Annotated in this window: 13 protein-coding genes; 6 read left to right on the top strand and 7 right to left on the bottom strand. The window is 36.3% G+C overall.

Annotated elements, in window-relative coordinates:
- Positions 1-99 precede the first annotated feature (99 nt).
- The 4 genes from VB264_RS02325 to VB264_RS02310 form a co-directional block, all read right to left on the bottom strand.
- Positions 100-1617, bottom strand: coding sequence for a lipopolysaccharide biosynthesis protein (locus VB264_RS02325; RefSeq protein ID WP_323246411.1), 1518 nt, complete (start codon positions 1615-1617; stop codon positions 100-102).
- Between the two features lie 533 nt (positions 1618-2150).
- Positions 2151-3545 (bottom strand): FGGY-family carbohydrate kinase, encoded by a 1395-nt coding sequence (locus tag VB264_RS02320; RefSeq protein ID WP_323246410.1) that lies wholly within the window; start codon positions 3543-3545, stop codon positions 2151-2153.
- A gap of 6 nt (positions 3546-3551) precedes the next feature.
- The gene (locus tag VB264_RS02315) at positions 3552-4826 is read right to left on the bottom strand and encodes a TIM barrel protein (protein WP_323246408.1); all 1275 of its coding nucleotides are present in this window, start codon (positions 4824-4826) and stop codon (positions 3552-3554) included.
- A gap of 315 nt (positions 4827-5141) precedes the next feature.
- Positions 5142-7268, bottom strand: a complete 2127-nt coding sequence (locus VB264_RS02310; RefSeq protein WP_323246406.1) for a bifunctional aldolase/short-chain dehydrogenase — start codon at positions 7266-7268, stop codon at positions 5142-5144.
- A gap of 455 nt (positions 7269-7723) precedes the next feature.
- On the opposite strand from VB264_RS02310, the gene VB264_RS02305 reads away from it, so the two are divergent.
- The gene (locus VB264_RS02305; RefSeq protein WP_323246404.1) at positions 7724-10396 is read left to right on the top strand and encodes an MGH1-like glycoside hydrolase domain-containing protein; all 2673 of its coding nucleotides are present in this window, start codon (positions 7724-7726) and stop codon (positions 10394-10396) included.
- Positions 10397-10454: 58 nt separating this feature from the next.
- Here VB264_RS02305 and ilvA read toward each other — a convergent pair whose 3' ends face one another.
- Positions 10455-11732 (bottom strand): threonine ammonia-lyase IlvA, encoded by a 1278-nt coding sequence (gene ilvA, locus VB264_RS02300; RefSeq protein WP_323246403.1) that lies wholly within the window; start codon positions 11730-11732, stop codon positions 10455-10457.
- A gap of 83 nt (positions 11733-11815) precedes the next feature.
- The gene (locus tag VB264_RS02295) at positions 11816-12700 is read right to left on the bottom strand and encodes an AraC family transcriptional regulator (protein ID WP_323246401.1); all 885 of its coding nucleotides are present in this window, start codon (positions 12698-12700) and stop codon (positions 11816-11818) included.
- A 222-nt stretch (positions 12701-12922) separates the two neighbouring features.
- On the opposite strand from VB264_RS02295, the gene ilvC reads away from it, so the two are divergent.
- A complete protein-coding gene (gene ilvC, locus VB264_RS02290; protein WP_323246399.1) occupies positions 12923-14407 on the top strand; it encodes a ketol-acid reductoisomerase in 1485 nt (494 codons plus the stop codon).
- 69 nt (positions 14408-14476) lie between these two features.
- Here ilvC and VB264_RS02285 read toward each other — a convergent pair whose 3' ends face one another.
- The gene (locus tag VB264_RS02285) at positions 14477-14971 is read right to left on the bottom strand and encodes a hypothetical protein (RefSeq protein WP_323246397.1); all 495 of its coding nucleotides are present in this window, start codon (positions 14969-14971) and stop codon (positions 14477-14479) included.
- Between the two features lie 293 nt (positions 14972-15264).
- Between VB264_RS02285 and VB264_RS02280 the strand changes: the two genes are divergently transcribed.
- The 4 genes from VB264_RS02280 (at position 15265) to VB264_RS02265 (ending at position 20864) form a co-directional block, all read left to right on the top strand.
- Positions 15265-16272, top strand: coding sequence for a DUF6089 family protein (locus VB264_RS02280; protein ID WP_323246395.1), 1008 nt, complete (start codon positions 15265-15267; stop codon positions 16270-16272).
- 174 nt (positions 16273-16446) lie between these two features.
- Positions 16447-18693 (top strand): RelA/SpoT family protein, encoded by a 2247-nt coding sequence (locus VB264_RS02275; protein ID WP_323246393.1) that lies wholly within the window; start codon positions 16447-16449, stop codon positions 18691-18693.
- A 106-nt stretch (positions 18694-18799) separates the two neighbouring features.
- A complete protein-coding gene (locus tag VB264_RS02270) occupies positions 18800-19300 on the top strand; it encodes a Fur family transcriptional regulator (RefSeq protein WP_309912874.1) in 501 nt (166 codons plus the stop codon).
- A 283-nt stretch (positions 19301-19583) separates the two neighbouring features.
- Positions 19584-20864, top strand: a complete 1281-nt coding sequence (locus tag VB264_RS02265) for an adenylosuccinate synthase (RefSeq protein WP_309912871.1) — start codon at positions 19584-19586, stop codon at positions 20862-20864.
- The last annotated feature ends 63 nt before the right edge of the window (positions 20865-20927 follow it).

The following is a 20927-nucleotide window of genomic DNA, read 5'->3' as shown; positions in this document are numbered from 1 at the left end:
AAAGAAATAACGATACATTGAATAAAACCCTAAAATTAATCTAGGCTTTAATCCTAGTTTATTACAAAGTTCTATAATTTACTCGAAAATTTTATGTTTTTATCTTAAAAAAGCATATTTATCTCTGACTTTCAATGGAATAATTGTCTTTCGCTCAACTAAAACAACACCAGCAGCATATAAACTCAGTAATATGAAATGATATGGGATAGAAATCCATAAATTTTCAATGTTAATCTGCATGGTACAAAAAATTAATACACCCGCTGAAATAATATATCCAAAGGCTGAAAGTATCTTATATGGTACGGGATAATACTTTTGTCCGAAGTAATAGCACAAGGCAGTCATCGAAAAGCATGATATCAAAAAGGCTATCGCACAACCCATATATCCCATCTTGGGAATGAGTATAATATTGAAAAAGATAGTGATTGCCAAACCACCAAAAGTGATTCTGGTACCGAAATATGTTTTCTTGTTGAGTTTAAACCAAACAGAGATATTGTAGTAAACACCTAGGAAAAGATTGGCCAGTAATAAAATCGGTACTACTTTCATTCCTTCCCAATAAATAGGCTTTCTTAAGAAAAGGACTTTTATAATATCTAGATTCAGACAAACCCCTAGCCAAATAAATATACAGGTTATCAAAAACCATTTTGTTACATCTGCTAATGTTTCAGGCGAATTTTTATTTTCAGTTTTTGCCAGAAAAAAAGGTTCGGCAGCATAGCGGAAAGCTTGTGTTGCTAATGCCATAAAGATAGAAAGCTTATAGACATTCCCATAGATGCCTAGTGCCTCCTGAGAAGTACGGTTCGGATAAAAACCTTCGGGTAATAGTCTTTCCAGTAATATTCTATCAAACATTAAGTTAAAGGTACTTGCCAAGCCCATTATCATAATAGGATAGGCATATATCATCAAGTTTTTGAAAGTGGCTTTGTCAAACTGAAATTTGAATAGCTTGAACTCTGCCCTCAAAAAATAAAATAAGCTGGCGTTTGCTAGTAGGTTAGCCAAGAAAATATACCCTGCACCAACACTTGGTAAGTATAATTTTTGAGCTAGTGGCTGTAAGAAAAGAAGATAATCGCCATCTGCTATTTTTTTGAAACCTAATAAAAAAATAATGTTCAATAGTACGTTTACAATGATGCTGAAAATTTTTGCTGCTACGAATTTTTTGGTTTTTTTCTCTAGCCTCAATCTGGCAAAAGGAATGGCCGTAATTGCATCGATGGCTACTATCAATGCTATCCAAGTCAAGAAAATCTCTTTGCCCGGTACGCCTAATGCATTGATGATGGGTGTTGAAAAAATAATGATGATACTGGTAAATACCAAACTACTAATGGTGATGGCCGATTGAATGATGTTATAATATTTTTCTTTGTCGTCAGTAGCAAAACGGAAGAAGGCTGTTTCCATGCCATACGTATAGATAATATTAGCAATGGCTACGTATGCATAAAGCTTTACGTTTATATTAAGTTCTGCGGGTGTAAAGGCAGCGGTATGAACAGCCACTAATAGGAAATTAAGTGATCGCCCTAAAATTGTACTTATGCCGTATGATGCTGTTTCGCTGGCTAATTTTTTTAAAACACTCATGTTAATCAGAATTGTGTATCAAACAATCGTTTATCTTTTTGCTTACCACAATGTAGTCGCAATTTACAAGGACTTATGTGTTAATACAATCTTGATTTCAAATGAATAGATAAAAAATATTTTTCAAAATAAGTATAAACACTTATAAATATATGAGTGTTTATACTATATTTGTGGCATAATAATCAATTCGTGGTTGAATTGTGCTTTTAACAGAGCTGAGTGATTAAACGCCCCAAATACGTTTAATCACTTTTTTTTGCCCTTTTAAACATGAGTTATCCCGAATTTTAGAATCATAAAAAGGCAGTCGAAATTAGTTTTTCGACTGCCTTTTTATGATTGATGGATGCCGAATTCCTACTGTTTGAGCGAAGCGAGTTTAGGAATTCTTGATTTTCTTTTGTTACTTTTCTTTTATCAAGAAAAGAAAAGTAAGGACAAGACGATAATAAATATAAACACTCCTAAACTTATTATTCTAATGAAAATTCGGCATGATTCATCTTTAAACAGTATGTTTAGCTAAAGTATTAACTTTCAAGCTGATACTTTTTTAATTCAATCAAATTGTCGGGTAAAGCTTTATCCGTCCAGTATTGATGAATCGAAAGAGCAGCACCCAACGAGGTAGCCTGAGCAACAGAGGCTGCATAAACTTCTAAGGTAGGAAAAGCCATAGCAAGTAATGTCATGAAAATCTCATTTTTCCCAAAACCACCATCCACAAAAAGTTTTTTTACGGGCGAATTATTCAATACTAATTCAGTAGCAATTAATTGTTGAGCAACAATGTCAATAATTAATTGATGATAGGCTTCTTCGTAATTATTGAAAACAGTCAAATCTCTACTTCCAAAAAGAGATTCTTGGAGTGGCGGACGTCGGGCTTCACGCAAATGGTCGTCATCGCCATGTAGTTGACTTTCCCTTAATCTATGTAAAAGTTCCAAGTCAGACTTTACAGTTTTATAATAATCATTTGCCAGATTGAAATGCAATGCCAAACGCTTGGTTTGTTGTTCGTGTTCATAACCAGCAAATAACCTTGAAGCCTTTACGGGCTTACCTTCATAGTGCATATACGACAAACAATCATATTGCAATTCCTCCGCACTCAATGGAATATGATTGAAAGGATTCAAGCTAATACACCACGTACCCGTTGAAAGCAAAATAAAAGGCTCGGTGAAAGTAGCAAGGTAGGGAATCAACGCTGCAGAGCTATCGTGCAGACCAACGCCTACTTGTAATTCATAGTTACCAATACTTTTTTGCTGAACCTGATTTGAAGGGAAGATAGGAGCGAGCTTCTCGTCAACGCCTTCTTCATGCACCCATCTGTGATAAGTGTTTTTCGTAAAATCCCAAAGATTGGTATGACAACCGATACTCGTAATATCTGAATAATAGTTACCCGTAAACAGAAAATTCAAGTATTGGGGTAAATGTAGCGAGTAGTTTATTTTGGCAAATAAATCAGGATTCTCGTATTTCAAACGATAGAGAACCATCCCTGAATTTAAGTTTCCTAATACTGGCGATGCTGTAACTTGTGAAAACTTTTGTTCACCATCATACGTATCATAAAACTGTTTTTTCAGTGTCTCAGAATACGTCTTTAAATAATTATACAAAGGTGCCACCGCTTTACCATTCGCATCAAGATGCACAAAGCTTGCTCCGTAAGTTGAAAAATTTAATGCCTTAATAGCAAAATCAGGAAGGCTTAGCACCTCCTCAAATGTTTGGGTTACCCACGCATTGAGGAGGTCTAAATCTTCACAGTTATCGCCATCTTCGTCTTGAGTTTCGTCGAATTGAGTCGATTTTTCTAAAACAATTTTGTACTGCTCATCAAAGAGGAACAGTTTTTTATTGGTTTTGCCAATGTCAAAAATAGCAATGACAGAAGTTTTGTTTGTCATAAAAAATTAAAGCCCAGTAGAAACGGCTTTCAGGCCTCTTTCTTGAATCAAATTTTCTCTAATTTTCAAGTTGCGATACAATGCAATTGGGTTTAATGCTCCACCAGCACGAAGGCGAGCTTCAGCGACTAATGCACGAACATCGGTACGGAAAGCATCCTGTAAAATCTCTTGACAACGCACTACATCATTTTCCTCTTGAGCAATTTCTAAAGATTTTTTATCAACAGATAATGCCTGTGCATAGGCCGTCATGATGGCTTCTACTGATTGCAATAAGTCTTCTAATGGATCTTTTACATTGTGTGATGCATCAATCATCCATCCTAAATCAGTAGCATGGTTCATTCCTCTTGCATCCATTCCTTCCACTAATTCGTTGAAGATTAAGAACAATTGGTATGGCTTCAATGCACCAGCCGTCAAATCGTCATCACCATATTTAGAATCATTGAAGTGGAAACCACCCAATTTACCTTCCATTAATAATAATGCAACGATTTGCTCGATATTGGCATTTGGCAAATGATGACCTAAATCAACCAATGTAAATGCCTTGTCACCTAATTTTTTAACGTATGAATACGACTGTCCCCAATCTCCAACAGTTGTTGAATAGAAGTTAGGTTCAGCACATTTATATTCTAAGAACAATTTCCAGTTGTCTGGTAAAGCCGCATAAATTTCCTCTAAACTTTCCAACGTATTTTGGTAGGCTTTACGGAAGTTTAATTGTCCAGGAAAACAAGAACCGTCAGATAACCAAACCGTTAGCGATTCAGAACCTAATTCAATACCATGCTTGATTACCTCAATGTTATGGTCAATCGCTTGTTTACGAATAGCCTTGTTAACATTTTGAAGTGAACCAAATTTATAAGTATATTCTTGATTAGCTTGGTCTTGGAAAGTATTTGAGTTTACAGCATCGAATTTTAAGCCGTGTTGTGCCGCCAATACTTTAATAGCCTGAGCATTTTGAGGTATATCCCAAGGAATGTGTAAAGAGATAGCACCACTTGCTTGGTTTAAAGCGTGTAGTAAACCTACATCTTCTATTTTTTCTTCTATACTTCTTGGTTCGCCACCACCAGAAAAACGACCAAAACGTGTACCCCCTGTGCCCAAAGCCCATGAAGGAATAGCGATTTGGAAATCAACTAGTTTTTGGATGATGTTTTCAGCATTTTCAACTTCTGAAAGCGTATATGCCAATTTACGTTGATGTCCAGCAAGTACATCTTCGTTATGTGAATGAATTTTATATTTTTCGAGCTGCATTGGAGAGGAGAAAGTTTATTATTGGATACAAGTCATTGGGAGGATAAACAAAGCATTGTTGAAATACCTTCATCATCTTTATATACTAATAGCCTGTAAATAAAGAAGAGGCTGTCCAAAAAGTTTTTACAACAAAATATTATTCTGCGAAAGACCGAGCGTCGGTCGCCTCATCCCCAACCCCTTCTCCTTCAGAGAAGGGGCTTTTGAGCCTAAAAGTTCCCCTCTCTGAAGGAGAGGGGTTAGGGGTGAGGTTGCAAGCCAAATAATATTTGGCTATGGTTTGCTTTTTAGACAGCCTCAATGAAATTATTTCTAACGATAGAAGCCCATTGCTACACCACCATCTACGTTTAGTGCATTTCCAGTTGATTTACTCAATAAACCACCTACAAAAGCAAAACATGCATTAGCGATATCGTCTGGAAGAATGATTTCGTTCAATAAAGTACGTTTTGCATAGTAAGCTGGTAATTCAGCCACTGTGATTCCGTAAGCTTTCGCACGGCCTTCAGCCCATCCGCCTGCCCAGATATTTGAATCTGAAATTACTGCATCTGGATTTACAGTGTTTACTCTGATTTTGTCTCCACCTAATTCCGCAGCCATCAAACGAGTTAAATGTGCTTGAGCAGCTTTAGCAGAACCGTAACCAGGGTTGTTTGGTCCAGCTACTACGGCATTTTTAGAAACAATATTTACGATGTCGCCACCTAAATTTTGTTTACGCATCATCGCTACACCTACTTGTGAAACCAAGAATTGTCCTTTTACCAAAATATCGTATAATCTATCCCACTCTTCAATAGAATGTTCAGCGATAGATTTAGAAATACTGATACCAGCATTGTTTACCACGATGTCAACACCACCGAAAGCTAAAGCGGCGTCATCAAAAGCTAAAGCTATTGAAGTAGCGTCAGTAACATTTAATAAGGTAGAAGAAACGGCATCTTTACCGAATTTACTTATAAACTCAGCTTTTGCTCCGTCTAAACGTTCTTGATTAATATCGTTAATGATTACGCAAGCACCTTCTTCCGCAAATTTCTTAGCGATTGCCTTACCAATACCACCCGCAGAGCCGGTGATTAAAGCGATTCTACCAGAAAGTGCTTTTGGTTTTGGCATACGTTGCAATTTAGCTTCTTCCAATAACCAATATTCAATATCAAATGCTTCTTGACGTGGCAATGATGTATATTCAGAAACTGCTTCTGCACCTTTCATTACGTTCACAGCATTTACATAATATTCTGAGGCTAAACGTGCTGTTGTTTTGTCTTTCGAGAAAGTAAACATACCTACGCCTGGGTAAAGAATTACCACTGGGTTAGGGTCACGCATTGCTGGAGAGTTATCTCTTTTACAAGTATTATAATACTCAGTGTACATCGCACGGTAGGCTTCAAAAGCAGGTGCTAATTTTTCTTTGATAGTGGCTACGTCTGTCAAATCTTCGTTTGGTGCTAATTCAAGTACTAACGGAGAAATTTTTGTGCGTAGGAAGTGGTCAGGACAAGAAGTACCTAGTGGAGCCAACTTAGCAAGGTCGTTTGAATTGGTAAATTCTAACACACGTGCATCGTCAGTGAAGTGTCCAATCATGTTACGATATGAAGAACAGAAACCACGTAAGATAGGAGCGATAGAAGATGCTTGTTTCTTACGGTCAGCTTCAGGAAGGCTTTCAATTTTTTGACCGCCAAACACGGGAGCTTTCTTTCCGTAATTTGCTTCTAAATACTCAGCGCATTTTTCGATTACTTCTAAGGTATTAATATAAGAATCGAAAGAAGTATCACCCCAAGTAAATAAACCATGAGAACCCAACATGATACCTTTTAATTTGATACCACGAGATGCTGCTTCTTCCAAACACTCACGCAATTGAAGACCCAAGTCGAAACCTGGACGTTGCCAGCCTACCCAGCCAATTTCACCGTTGAACAATTCCTCAGTGATTTGCTTACCATCTTTAGCTGCTGCAATAGCAATAGCGGCATCAGGGTGCAAGTGGTCGATATGAGCGAAAGGTAAAAAACCATGAAGGGGAGTATCAATAGAAGGAGCTTTAGAAGCTAAATCGAAGATACAGTGGTTGAATAATTCTACCATTTCATCTTCAAATTCGATACCGCGATATACGTTTTCTAAAGCACGAAGTCTGTCAACATACAAAGCTGCACAACCTGATTTTTTCAAAGTACCGATGTCACCACCAGAACCTTTAATCCACATCACGTCAGTTTGATTACCCGTCAAAGGATCTTTATCTTTGATTTTTACAGAAGTGTTACCACCACCATAATTGGTTAAACGTAGATCAGCTCCTAATAAATTTGAGCGATAAATGAATAGAGCTACTTCGTCGCCTGCTAATTCGGCTGCTTTGGCTTCGTCCCAAAGATAGCTGACGTATTTGAATGTCTTGGTTGCCATTTTTTATAAAAAATATAATAATTAATGTTCAACAAAACTAGAATTCTCTGTATCTTAAACCGTCCTGTACTATCATGCGGAAAAATGGTGAGTAAATAATGCAATCTATTGTTAACACTTTTAGTATTTGAAATAGTAACTTTTTTGCCTGTTTTTTGATACTATAGTATGCTAATTTTGGTATGAATATTCAGTAATTTAATTATTTGATGATGAATGATTCCCTATTTTTAAGTATAATTACTCTAAAACTTGCATTTTAATCTATTTAGATAGGCTATTATGATAAAGGTTTGGGTGTTTTTTTTAAATTTGATAATATTATTGCACATTAGTGCATAAGATTGAATTAATATTGCATTTGTTTGCAACTACTGGTATTATAAAGGTAAAAATTATAAATAAAAGTAGTATAAAATTTAGAAATTTATTGATAACCATTTATATAAAAAGGTATGAGTAAAAGTATAAGTGCGGAGAAGTTGCGATTGAATACTCGCAAAGATAATAAGGGATGGAAAAAGTGGGGACCTTATCTCTCTGAGCGGCAATGGGGTACAGTTAGAGAAGACTACACAGCCAACCAAGATGCATGGAACTCTGTAACACATGATATGGCTCGTTCTATTGCTTATCGTTGGGGTGAAGAAGGGATAGCGGGTATCTCAGATAATAAGTCTCATATTTGTTTTGGCTTGGCTTTTTGGAACCATAATGATCATATATTAAAAGAACGTCTTTTTGGATTAACGGGAAGCGAATCTAATCATGGGGAGGATGTAAAGGAACTTTATTATTACTTAGACTCTACGCCCACGCATTCGTATATGAAGATGCTATATAAGTATCCTATTAACCAGTATCCTTATGACAAGCTAGTTTCTGAAAGTAGGAGACGTTCGCGCTTAGAACCCGAATTTGAAATACTTGATACAGGTGTTTTTGATGACAACGAATATTTTGATATTTTCATTGAATACTCCAAGGCTGACGAGCAAGATATTTTAATAAAAATAACAGCTCATAACAGAAGTAAAAAAGCTGCACCACTCACGATTTTGCCTACCATTTGGTTTAGGAATACTTGGAGTTGGGGCTATGAAAAATATAAGTATAAGCCCATGATGACGGGGGTGGCCAAAAAAGCCATCGATATTGATAACAAAAATATTGGGCATTATAAATTGTATTGTGAAAATGCCCAAGAGTTACTCTTCTGCGAAAACGAAACCAATTTTGAACGCCTTTATAAAGTAGGCAATGCTTCGCCTTATTGTAAAGATGGTATTAATGACTATATCGTTGATGACAAGAAAACGGCTGTAAATCCTAATAATATTGGTACAAAAGCGGCTGCTCGTTATACTAAAACAATTAAGGGAGGAGATAGCTATACCGTAAGGCTTCGTTTAGTCGATCATTCTATCCTTGAACCTTTCGGTGGTTTTGAAGATACGATGGACAAGCGTATTCGTGAAGGCAATCAGTTTTATGAAGAAGTACAGCAAGGTGTTGAAAACCCCGAGTTGCTAAAAATTCAGCGACAAGCCTATGCTGGTATGCTTTGGACTAAACAATGGTATTATTACAATGTCAACGAATGGATAAAAGGTGACCCTGCGATGCCTAAACCATCGGAATATAGGAAGTATGGAAGGAATGCGGGCTGGCGACACATGTATTCTGCCAATATTCTTTCGATGCCTGATAAATGGGAGTACCCTTGGTTTGCAGCTTGGGACTTAGCTTTCCATACTTTACCCTTAGCAAGGGTTGACCCTGATTTTGCAAAGCGTCAATTAGCAGTAATCCTTCGAGAATATTATATGCACCCTAACGGGCAGATTCCTGCCTATGAATGGTCGTTCTCGGATGTGAACCCACCTGTACATGCGTGGGCTACTTGGAAAGTATATGAGATTGACAAAGAGATAAACGGCAAAGGCGATATAGCCTTTTTAGAGAAAATCTTCCATAAGCTTTTATTGAACTTTACTTGGTGGGTAAACCTAAAAGATGAGGGAGGAAATAATATTTTTGGAGGAGGTTTCCTCGGTATGGATAATATTGGGGTATTCGACCGTTCAGCAACCTTGCCAACAGGCGGGCGCTTAGAACAAGCTGATGGTACGGGGTGGATGGCCATGTATAGCTTGAATATGCTAAGAATTGCAGTTGAAATTGCTATTGAACGCCCCGTTTATCAAGATATGGCTTCCAAGTTTTTTGAACACTTCTTGCATATTGCAGGAGCGATGCAATCTCTTGGTGGTGATGAAATTAGTCTTTGGGACGAAGAAGACCAATTCTATTATGACATGCTTCATTTACCTAATAATAATAGTATGTTATTGAAAATTAGGTCGATGGTTGGTTTAATCCCTTTGTTTGCTGTAGAGGTTTTAACGCCAGAAATGCTTGAGAAACTGCCAGATTTCCGCCGTAGGGTAGAGTGGGTACTTGCTAACAGACCTGACCTTGCAAGCTTGATTTCTCGTTGGTATGAATCAGGAAAAGGAGAAAGTAGGCTATTAGCTATCCTGAGAGGGCACCGTATGAAAATGATTATGAAACGAATGTTTGATGAAACTGAGTTCCTTTCAGACTTTGGTATTCGTTCTCTTTCAAAATATCATTTAGAAAACCCTTATCAGTTCAGAGTAAATGGAGATGTACTAAGGGTTGATTATACCCCTGCCGAGTCAACGGGAAGTATGTTTGGTGGTAATTCAAACTGGCGTGGCCCTATTTGGTTTCCAATGAATTTCTTGTTGATAGATTCTTTGATGAAGTTTCAAGAATATTATGGTAACGATTATGAAGTAGAATATCCTACTAATTCTGGAAATATGGTGAGTATTAGAGAAGCAGCACTAAGTATTTCAGAACGTTTGATTAACTTATTTACAGAAAATAAGGAAGGAAGACGCCCGATGTATGAGAAATATGAGAAAATGCAGAGTGACCCTCATTTTAAAGACTTAATTCTTTTCAATGAATATTTTGATGGGGATACAGGTAAAGGACTAGGAGCTGCGCATCAAACAGGTTGGACGGGTCTTGTGGCTGAATTGATTTTGAGTGTTTCAAAAGCAGAAAAACACAGGGTTAGAGAATCAAGCATATAAATTCGTTTAATGATAAGGCAATAAAAAAGGTATCAGCACTACGCTGATACCTTTTTTGTTACACCAAAACAGAAAACAAATCTGGTTGTTCGTTCAATTTTTGATACACAATATTTTGTTCTATCATTCGCCCTAGTAACGGTTCATAATCTTCTTTGTGTTTCAGTTCAATCCCTAACAGTACTGGACCAGACTCTCGGTTAGTTTTCTTCTGGTATTCAAATAAAGTAATGTCATCTTCTTCACCCAACACATTATTCAAGAAATTTTTCAGGGCACCTGCTCTTTGTGGAAAACGAATGATGAAATAATGTTTTAGTCCTTCATAAAGTAATGAACGCTCTTTTATTTCTTCGGTGCGGGTAATGTCATTATTGCCCCCAGAAACTAAGCACACTACATTTTTCCCTTTGATTTCATCTTTCATAAAATCTAAGGCTGCAATCGTTAAAGCACCAGCAGGTTCGGCTACAATCGCCGATTCGTTGTATAACTCTAAAATAGTAGTACAAACTTTGCCTTCTGGGACTAGGATGATATTATCCAACGTTTCTTTACAAATATTGAAAGTCTTCTCTCCAACACGTTTTACGGCAGCCCCATCTACAAATTTATCGATGGTTTCAAGCTCTAACACATGACCAGCATCAAAACTAGCCTTCATGGAGGCTGCACCAGCAGGTTCGACACCAATAATTTTAGTATGCGGAGAAAGTTGTTTGAAAACAGTAGAAACGCCTGCCGAAACGCCTCCACCACCAATGGCCAAAATGATATAATCTATTTTAATATCTGAATCCTTAAAAATCTCTAAGCCAACAGTCGCTTGACCCGTAATTACATCCATATCATCAAAAGGATGGACATAAGTAGCATTGTTTTCGTCACAATATTGTTTGGCAGCGTTTGATGCGTCGTCATAAGTATCACCTACCAACATTACCTCAATATCGTCTTTACCAAACATCTTTACTTGTTTGATTTTCTGATTAGGCGTAGTAGTTGGCATGAAAATCGTGCCTTTTACTTTCATTTTATGGCACGCATAGGCCATACCCTGTGCATGATTTCCTGCCGAAGCACATACTACACCTTTGGCGAGCTCGTCGGCTGAAAGCATCGCCATTTTATTATATGCTCCTCTGATTTTGTATGAGCGAACAATTTGTAAATCTTCTCTCTTTAAAAAAATATTAGCTTCATAGCGTTCCGAAAGCACAATATTTTCAGTTAATGGCGTATGTACTGCCACCCCTCTGAGGCGTTCAGCCGCTTCATAAATGCTTTCAAGTGTCGGAAATATAGAATCTTTTTTTTGCTCTGTTTTATTAGCCATGTTGATGAGATAAAGCCTTTGATTGTAATACAATTCCTTTTTCTACAAATATAAGATAGTTTGTAGGTAAAAAATGATTTTCCTTACCTAGATAATCCGTTCCTAAATTCCAAAGGCGAAAGATTGGTCAATTTTTTAAAGTATTTTGAAAAATATGATTGGTCTGAAAAGTTGAGTTGATAAGCAATTTCAGAAATTCCCAAATCGGTATGCGTCAAAAAGCGTTTTATTTCCATAATCATACGGTCATTGATTAAATCAGTTGATGTTCTGCCTGTTACACTTTTTACCGTCTCGCTTAGGTAATTGGGTGTAATAGCAAGTAGGTGTGCATAATCTTTTACCGATAAATTTTCCTGACATTTTTCTTCAATCAATTGCTTGAAACGTTTTACCATGATTTTGCCTTTGCTGGTTTTATCATCATAATTACTGAGTGGATAAATTCTTTTGCATTGGATGAGAATTAAATCTAACAAAGCACGAATTGCCTCTTCAGAATCGGTTAAGTTTTGCTGATTTTCGTAAATGGCATTATTAAAAAGCTCGGTAAGCACCTGTTTCTCTGCTTGATTTTCTAAGTAAATCGGTGGTGTTTCTTGATTAAGGTTATAGAAAAACGGAAGTTCAAAAAGCTTGTAAGGGTCAGTCTTGTTAAAATGGTAAAAAGAGGATGTAAAAAGGAATATATAGCCTTTTACATCTTCAGAAAGGTCTAACTCATGAATCTGACCAGGAGAAAGAAAAAAAATAGTATTGGGTTTTATTGTATAATTCTGAAAATCAATCGTGTGAATGCCTTGTCCTTGTGTAAGGAAGAGGATTTCGTAAAAATCATCATGACGATGTGGATAAGTTACCTTAAAATTTCGATTAATATCAAAGGGTTCAATCTGAAATTGAATCGTTTTTTCAGATTTACTATTAAACCTATCGATGCTATAAACAGGAATATCTAATTGTTTCATGTAATAAAATTACACATTTAGCTTTAGTTGTAAAAGTTTTAAAATCATCTACTTAAAATAAAATACAATAACTATGATATGAATTACCCATGAAAAGTACCTAAATAAAACACTAATTTACCATTCATTAATTGATGATTTTTATCAACTTTGTGCATATTTCAGCAATGTTGCGAATTTTAGTCTTCGACAACGTTATTCAAAATCAAAAACATTCAAAAAATGGCAAATTATTTCAATACTCTTTCATTAAGAGAAAAATTAAATCAGTTAGGTGTTTGTGAATTCATGGAAAGTAATGAGTTTGCTGACGGAGTAAGCGCTTTAGTTGGGAAAAAAATCGTAGTAGTTGGTTGTGGTGCGCAAGGATTGAACCAAGGATTGAACTTAAGAGATTCTGGTTTAGATGTTTCTTATGCTTTACGTCAGGAAGCAATTGATGCTAAAAGACAATCTTGGAAAAGTGCTACAGAAAACAATTTCAAAGTAGGTACTTACGAAGAACTAATTCCATCTGCTGATTTAGTAATTAACCTTACGCCAGACAAACAACATACTTCAGTAGTAAATGCTGTAATGCCTTTGATGAAACAAGGAGCTACGCTTTCTTATTCACATGGTTTCAACATTGTTGAAGAAGGAATGCAAATCCGTAAAGATATTACTGTAATCATGGTTGCGCCAAAATGTCCAGGTTCAGAAGTACGTGCTGAATATGTTCGTGGTTTTGGTGTACCTACTTTGATTGCCGTTCACCCAGAAAATGACCCAGAAGGAAAAGGATGGGCTTATGCAAAAGCTTATTGTGTAGGAACGGGCGGTCACCGTGCGGGAGTGTTGAAATCTTCATTCGTAGCAGAAGTAAAATCTGACTTAATGGGAGAGCAAACTATCCTTTGTGGTTTGTTGCAAACAGGTTCAATCCTTTGTTTCGACAAAATGGTTGAAAAAGGAATCGATGCTGGTTATGCTTCTAAATTAATCCAATACGGATGGGAAGTAATCACTGAAGCTTTGAAACAAGGTGGTATTACTGCGATGTTCGACAGACTTTCGAATCCTGCGAAAATCAAAGCATTTGAAATTTCTGAAGAATTAAAAGATATTATGCGTCCGTTGTTCCAAAAACACCAAGATGATATCATGAGCGGAGAGTTCTCTTCAACAATGATGGCTGACTGGACAAACAACGACAAAAACTTGTTGACTTGGAGAGCTGCCACTGGCGAAACTGCTTTTGAAAAAACACCAGCAGGAGATGTTAAAATTGCTGAACAAGAATACTTCGATAACGGATTATTGATGGTTGCGATGGTTCGTGCTGGTGTTGAATTAGCTTTTGAAACAATGGTTGAAGCAGGTATCAAAGAAGAATCTGCTTATTATGAATCATTACACGAAACGCCGCTAATCGCTAACACGATTGCTCGTAGAAAACTATTCGAAATGAACTCTGTCATTTCAGATACTGCTGAATACGGATGTTATTTATTCGACCACGCTTGTAAGCCGTTATTAGCTGATTTTATGACAACTGTTGAAACTGACATTATCGGTACAAACTTTAATGCTGGTAAAGATAACGGCGTTGATAACAGAACAATTATCGCAGTAAACGAAGCACTTCGTTCACACGATATTGAATTTGTTGGTGCTGAATTACGTCAAGCAATGACAGACATGAAAGCAATTTCTACGGTAGCGTAAGGAATTGGTTTTAATAGATAACAAAAAACTCCCGATGAATTTCATCGGGAGTTTTTTGTTAGGAAATTGTTATTTTTTCTCAATGAATGCCCAAAATTTATTTACAAACTCTTCCCTTAAAGTTTTGTCAGTTAGAGTCTCATGTAAGTCTGAATAGATTCTGCAATTCTGACTTTCCTCATTTAGCAAAATTTTAAAATTCAAGTCTAATATGTGTTCGACAGTTATGTTACCATGTCTCCTATATTCTATATCATCATATTTTACAACCGTTAAGCAAAGGAAGGAGTCTTGTGTTAACTCCTTAAATGATTTTATTGAATAATTGTCGAGCTGGAAAGGTTTTATTTGTAATAGTGCTTTTCTAACTGCGTTAACATCAATATTTTTTTTTATAACAACAGTAAGGTCTAGCGTTTCAGCAAACGCTGATGCATAGTCTTCATTTCTAACAATCTCGCCTAATACATCATCAGATCTTTCGGAAGCCATTGAATTTTTTCTAGTTCGTGTAAAAGCAACAAATCCAGCGATAATAGCAAAAGCAATAAACACTATTGACATAATTATTAAATGGTTTATATATGTGAAAATCAAACTTACTGAAAATAGCTAATAATAACAATTAATGTATTTTTTTGTTAAGTTGATTAAGTTCTATTAATCATTTCTTAAAAATTATCGTGAATATGAATTTTTGGAAGGGTATTTCATTAAAAGATGAATAATATATTGGTTGTTTTTTGATGCCTATTCTAGGCAATAATTAGATGTCAATTATCTAATTTGTAAAATTTAGTATATTTTTATACTTTGTTTGTCGTTTATAAGCAAAACATAACCCAATAGATTTCCTAATGTTGATTAAGAACTTATTTAAAATCCTTATTGCTTTATGTATATGTTTTCAAGCTTTTTCACAAAAAAAGCTTTTTGAGAAACATTCTGATATTGCCTTTGGCATAGGAACTGCAAATTATTATGGCGACCTAGTTCCAATAAACCGTCCCGTTCAATCTACTATTGATAACCTCCGTTGGAATATTTCTGTCGATTATACAAGACATTTTACACCTCGATTTTCAGGCAATATAGCATTGACTTGGGTGAGAATTGTAGGGGATGACAATAAGCTGGAAGGTGTCCCTTTGTTAGAAAAGTCGTTTATGAGAAATACACATTTCAGAAATGATGTTCAAGAGTTATCGTTCAAAGGTATTTTTAATTTAATTAGAGAAAGTGATAGATATCAAAAGAGAGCACAAATAACTCCTTATGTTTTCTTAGGCTTTGCTTTTTTTCACCATAACCCCGTTGCTAAAGTGCCTCAGAGTTACAGTGGTTCAGAAGCATCCCCAGGTGAATGGGTAAGTCTTCAACCGCTTCATACTGAAGGACAGGGTTTGCCAGGAAACCTTAATAATAAATATGAACTGTTAGCTATGAACTTCCCTCTTGGATTTGGATTAAAATACAAAATAAATAGAAAAATTGATGTAGGGTTCGAGGTAGGTATTCGCTATAATTTAACGGATTATATTGATGACGTTGGAGGCTATTATACTAGTTTCAATCAAATGTATGCCATTAGTCCCCTTTCTGCTATCATGGGACATAGAGAATACGAATTGATAGCAGCTAGTACTGGAAATAATAGAGAAGCTTCTATTAGAAAATATCTGGCTGAAAATGTTAACCCCATTTATAGTAATCCTAATGTGACTCCTGTAAGCACTTTCCCTGAAATATTCAGACAAGGCACTGTGAGAGATGGAGCAAGTAAATTGAATGATATTTATTTATTAACTAGCTTCCGTTTAGTTTATCACATTGCTCCGAAAATTAAATGCCCCGTAATTCTATAAATCAGTTGTGACTAATTATCAATCAGGACTTTAATTGAATTTCTTTAAAACCCATTGGCTGCTCTTATAAATTAAATGCACTTCCATTTGCCGTTTCCCTCAAAAATCGCTAATTTAGACTAAACACTAAATTAATGTTTCTCAAAAAAAACTCATTTGTCCTTGAATAACACCGTGGAAGTAAAAGAAATAGACTTAGAGCAAGAACGGAAAGAGATTCTAAAGCGATACCGAAAATTACTCAATATTGCCCGTCCATATTTGCAAGATGATGATGCTAAACTGATAAAAAAAGCTTTCCTATTATCTGCCGAAGCTCATAAAGAGATGAGGAGGAAATCTGGTGAGCCTTATATTTATCATCCTATTGCTGTTGCCCAAATTTGTGTTGAAGAAATAGGCTTGGGGGCAACATCTATCATGTGCGCATTGCTTCATGATGTGGTGGAAGATACTGAGATAGAACTGACAGAAATTGAAGCTATTTTTGGAAAAAATGTAGCCAAAATTATCGATGGTCTTACTAAAATTACGGGCGTTTTTGATTATGGAAGTTCACAACAAGCAGAAAACTTCCGTAAGATGTTACTTACGCTTTCGGATGATATTCGGGTAATTCTTATCAAACTTGCCGACCGTTTGCATAATATGCGAACACTGGGAAGTATGCCTCGTGATAAACAACTCAAAATTAGCTCTGAAACATTTTATTTATATGCTCCGCTGGCACACCGTTTAGGACTTCATGCGATAAAGTCTGAACTAGAAGACTTGTGTTTGAAATACACTGAGCCAGAAGCTTATAAAGATATTGCCAAGAAGTTAAAAGAGACTAAAACATCGAGAGAGAGTTTCATCCAAAACTTTATTCGTCCGATTGAGAAAGACCTTAACATAATGGGTTATAAACACATTGTGAAAGGGCGACCGAAATCAATCTATTCTATTTATCACAAGCTCAAGAAGAACAATACTCCCTTTGAGGAAATTTATGATCTTTTTGCGGTGCGGGTAATTTTAGATGTTCCTACTGAATTAGAGAAATCTGCTTGCTGGGCTGTTTACTCGATGGTAACAGACCATTATAAGCCCAATCCCGAACGGTTGAAAGACTGGATTTCTAATCCTAAGTCAAATGGATATGAATCGTTGCATACAACAGTAATGAGTTCTGGGCGACGTGGACGCTGGGTAGAAGTGCAGATTCGGACAACTCGGATGGATGAAATTGCTGAAAAAGGATTTGCTGCACACTGGAAATATAAAGGAAATGATACGCGTACAAACAAAGCTTTTGAGTCGTGGTTAAGCCAAATTCGAGAAGCATTGGATACTACTGATAAATCACAATCAGCCGTTGAATTGGTTGATGATATTAGAAGTAGTTTATATAACGACGAGATTTTTGTGTACACCCCAAAAGGGAAACTGATTGTATTAAAAGACGGTGCTACAGCATTGGATTTTGCCTTTGAAATTCACTCAGAAGTAGGAGCAAGGTGTATAGGAGCCAAGGTAAATAATAAGCTAGTGCCTTTGAGCCACAAACTCAAGACTGGCGATATTATCGAGTGTATGACCTCGGCAAAGCAAAAGCCATCCGAAGATTGGTTAGCTTTTGTAGCAACGACCAAGGCGAAAGCCCGTATTAAGGATTATATCAAAGAAGCCAACAAACAGCACGTCATCATGGGGCGTGATATGATTGAACATCGCTTAAAAGTGTTGGGTGTAAATACGTTAACCTTAGAAATTACCAATCAACTAAGGGCTTATTTTAATGCCAAGGATACGAACGACTTATTTTATCGTTTTGGAAAAGCATATATTAGCTTAGACGAGATAAAAAAATGGAAGTCTGACCGAGAAGCGCATGAAAGAAAACAGGCTACAAAAGCTATTCAAGAGCCCCTAACGAATACTAAAAACTTCGTTAAAGAGCTTAAAAAACTGCATGGCGATGTAAAAAATGCAGATGCAATTTTGATTGGCGAAGACATGGATAGAGTAGATTATACCCTAGCCAAATGTTGTAATCCAATTGCAGGCGATACTGTTTTTGGATTTGTTACGATTAACGAAGGTATAAAAATTCATAGAACTTCATGCCCCAATGCTACAGAGCTATTGTCTCGTCATGGCGATAGAGTAATTAAAGCTTTGTGGACGAGCCAAGTGAAAATGTCGTTCATTGCTCAGTTAATTATTAAAGGCACCGACCGCATGGGCTTGATGAACGATGTGACAAGAGTAATTTCACAAGAATTAAAGGTAAATATTCAAAATCTTTCTATCGGCGTAAAAGAAGGTATTTTTGAAGGAAAAATAGCATTGATGGTTCAAGATACCCAACATCTTGAGACACTCGTTCACTCTTTAGAGCAAGTTGACGGCGTAATTCAAATTGAAAGAGGAGACTAGAATTTCTTTTTGTCTTAAAAATTGATTTATTTTACTTTTCAAAATTGATTTAGTCTAATTATTAAATCAATAAATTTTATTTTTGTTTTTTAGAAAATAGTCAGTAATGCCATCAAACGCCACATTAGAGGCAGTAAAGAAGATTTTTACTGCTTATCTTGAAAATAAAAGTCTTCGAAAAACTCCAGAACGATTTGCCATTTTGGAGGAAATTTACACAAGAGATGACCATTTCGATGTGGAGGAACTATATATTTCGATGAAAAATAAGAAATATCAGGTTTCACGTGCTACGGTATATAATACACTTGACGTATTAGTAGAATGTGATTTAGTTTCTAAGCATCAATTTGGGAGAAATCAGGCTCAATACGAAAAATCTTACGGACGTCGCCAACATGACCACCTGATTTGTACAGAATGCCATCATGTTACTGAATTTTGTGACCCAAGAGTACAAACGATACAGTCGATGGTAGGTGAAATGTTACAGTTCAATGTAATGCACCATTCTTTGATTTTTTATGGTGCTTGTACAAAAACAGAATGTGAACATAAAAAAGCGATGTTAGCTGAAAGAGAATTGTCTAGCAGAGAGCATCATTAACAGTATTTATCAACAAAAAGAAAACTGGCGTTTTATTCGAATGATGAATGAAACGCCAGTTTTTGTGTTTTTAGGAATTTTTTTGGAATACTCTTCAACTAAAACTACAGCATTATTGAAATTCTTGTGAGGTTTTATTTTTGTTTGTTTATCTTTGCGACTTTGATTAGGTGGTTTATTCTTTTTTGATTTTTCTGTTTCCTGTCATCTCGACGTCAGGAGGGAACTGGTCTGCCACCGCCAGATACTTCCTTCGTGAGAATGACAACCAAAAAACAAAAAAATGGCAGTAGATGTATTGTTGGGTTTGCAGTGGGGTGATGAAGGAAAGGGTAAAATAGTTGATGTTTTAGCCCCTAAATATCAAGTTGTTGCTCGTTTTCAAGGTGGGCCAAATGCTGGACATACCCTTGAATTCGATGGTTTTAAACATGTTTTGCACCAAATTCCATCTGGAATTTTCCGTCAGGATGTACAAAACATTATTGGAAATGGTGTTGTGCTTGACCCAATTATTTTCAAAAAAGAAATTGATGGTTTAGCAAAGTATAATTTGAACGTACTTGAAAACCTAGAAGTATCTAAAAAAGCTTCTATCATTCTTCCAACACACCGTTTGTTGGATGCTGCCTATGAAAAAGCAAAAGGCGATGCTAAAATTGGTTCAACGTTAAAAGGTATCGGACCAACTTATACTGATAAAATTTCACGTCAAGGATTAAGAGTAGGTGATATGATTTCACCAAACTTCAAAGCAAAATACGATGCTTTGGTGGCTCGTCATACTGCAATTTTAGATGTCTATAAGTTTGAATATGATTTAACAGCCGCTGAAGCTGACTTTTTTGAAGCCGTAGAGTTTATGAAACAATTCCGTTTGGTAGATTCTGAATACTCTGTAAACAATGCGATTACTGCTGGCAAAACGATTTTGGCTGAGGGTGCGCAAGGAAGTTTATTAGATGTTGACTTTGGTTCGTATCCATTTGTTACTTCTTCAAACACTATCACGGCAGGTGCTTGTACAGGTTTAGGGGTTGCTCCCAAAAACATTGGCGAAGTTTATGGTATCTTCAAAGCTTATGCTACACGTGTAGGTTCAGGACCATTCCCTACGGAATTGATGGATGAAGTAGGCGAAAGAATGCGTCAGGAAGGTCGTGAATTTGGTTCAACTACTGGTCGTCCTCGTCGTTGTGGTTGGATTGATTTACCAGCGCTTAAATACGCAATGATGATTAATGGCGTAACGCAATTGGTCATGATGAAGGCTGACGTATTAAACATATTTGAAGAAATAGAAGTGTGCGTTGCTTATAAATTACCAGACGGTACGGTTACAGAGCAATTGCCTTACGATATGACTGATACGATTGTAGAACCAGTTTATGAAACATTGAAAGGGTGGAACTGTTCGTTAGAAGGATTAAGAAATTTCGAAAACCTTCCAGCTGAATTAACAGGCTATATTACTTTCTTGGAAGAGAAACTAGGTTTACCAATCAATTTTATCTCTACGGGTCCAGACCGCGACGAATGTGTATTGAAAGGAGCTTTGGCTTAATCCAAAACATAATATTTTCAAAAGGTTCGACAGTTTTTTGTAAATTGTCGAACCTTTTTATTT

Origin of the sequence: Arcicella aquatica, from assembly GCF_034928825.1 — a bacterium.
GTDB lineage: Bacteria > Bacteroidota > Bacteroidia > Cytophagales > Spirosomataceae > Arcicella > Arcicella aquatica.
Note: the sequence above shows the minus strand (reverse complement) of the source record. Positions and strands in the feature narration are given on the sequence as shown.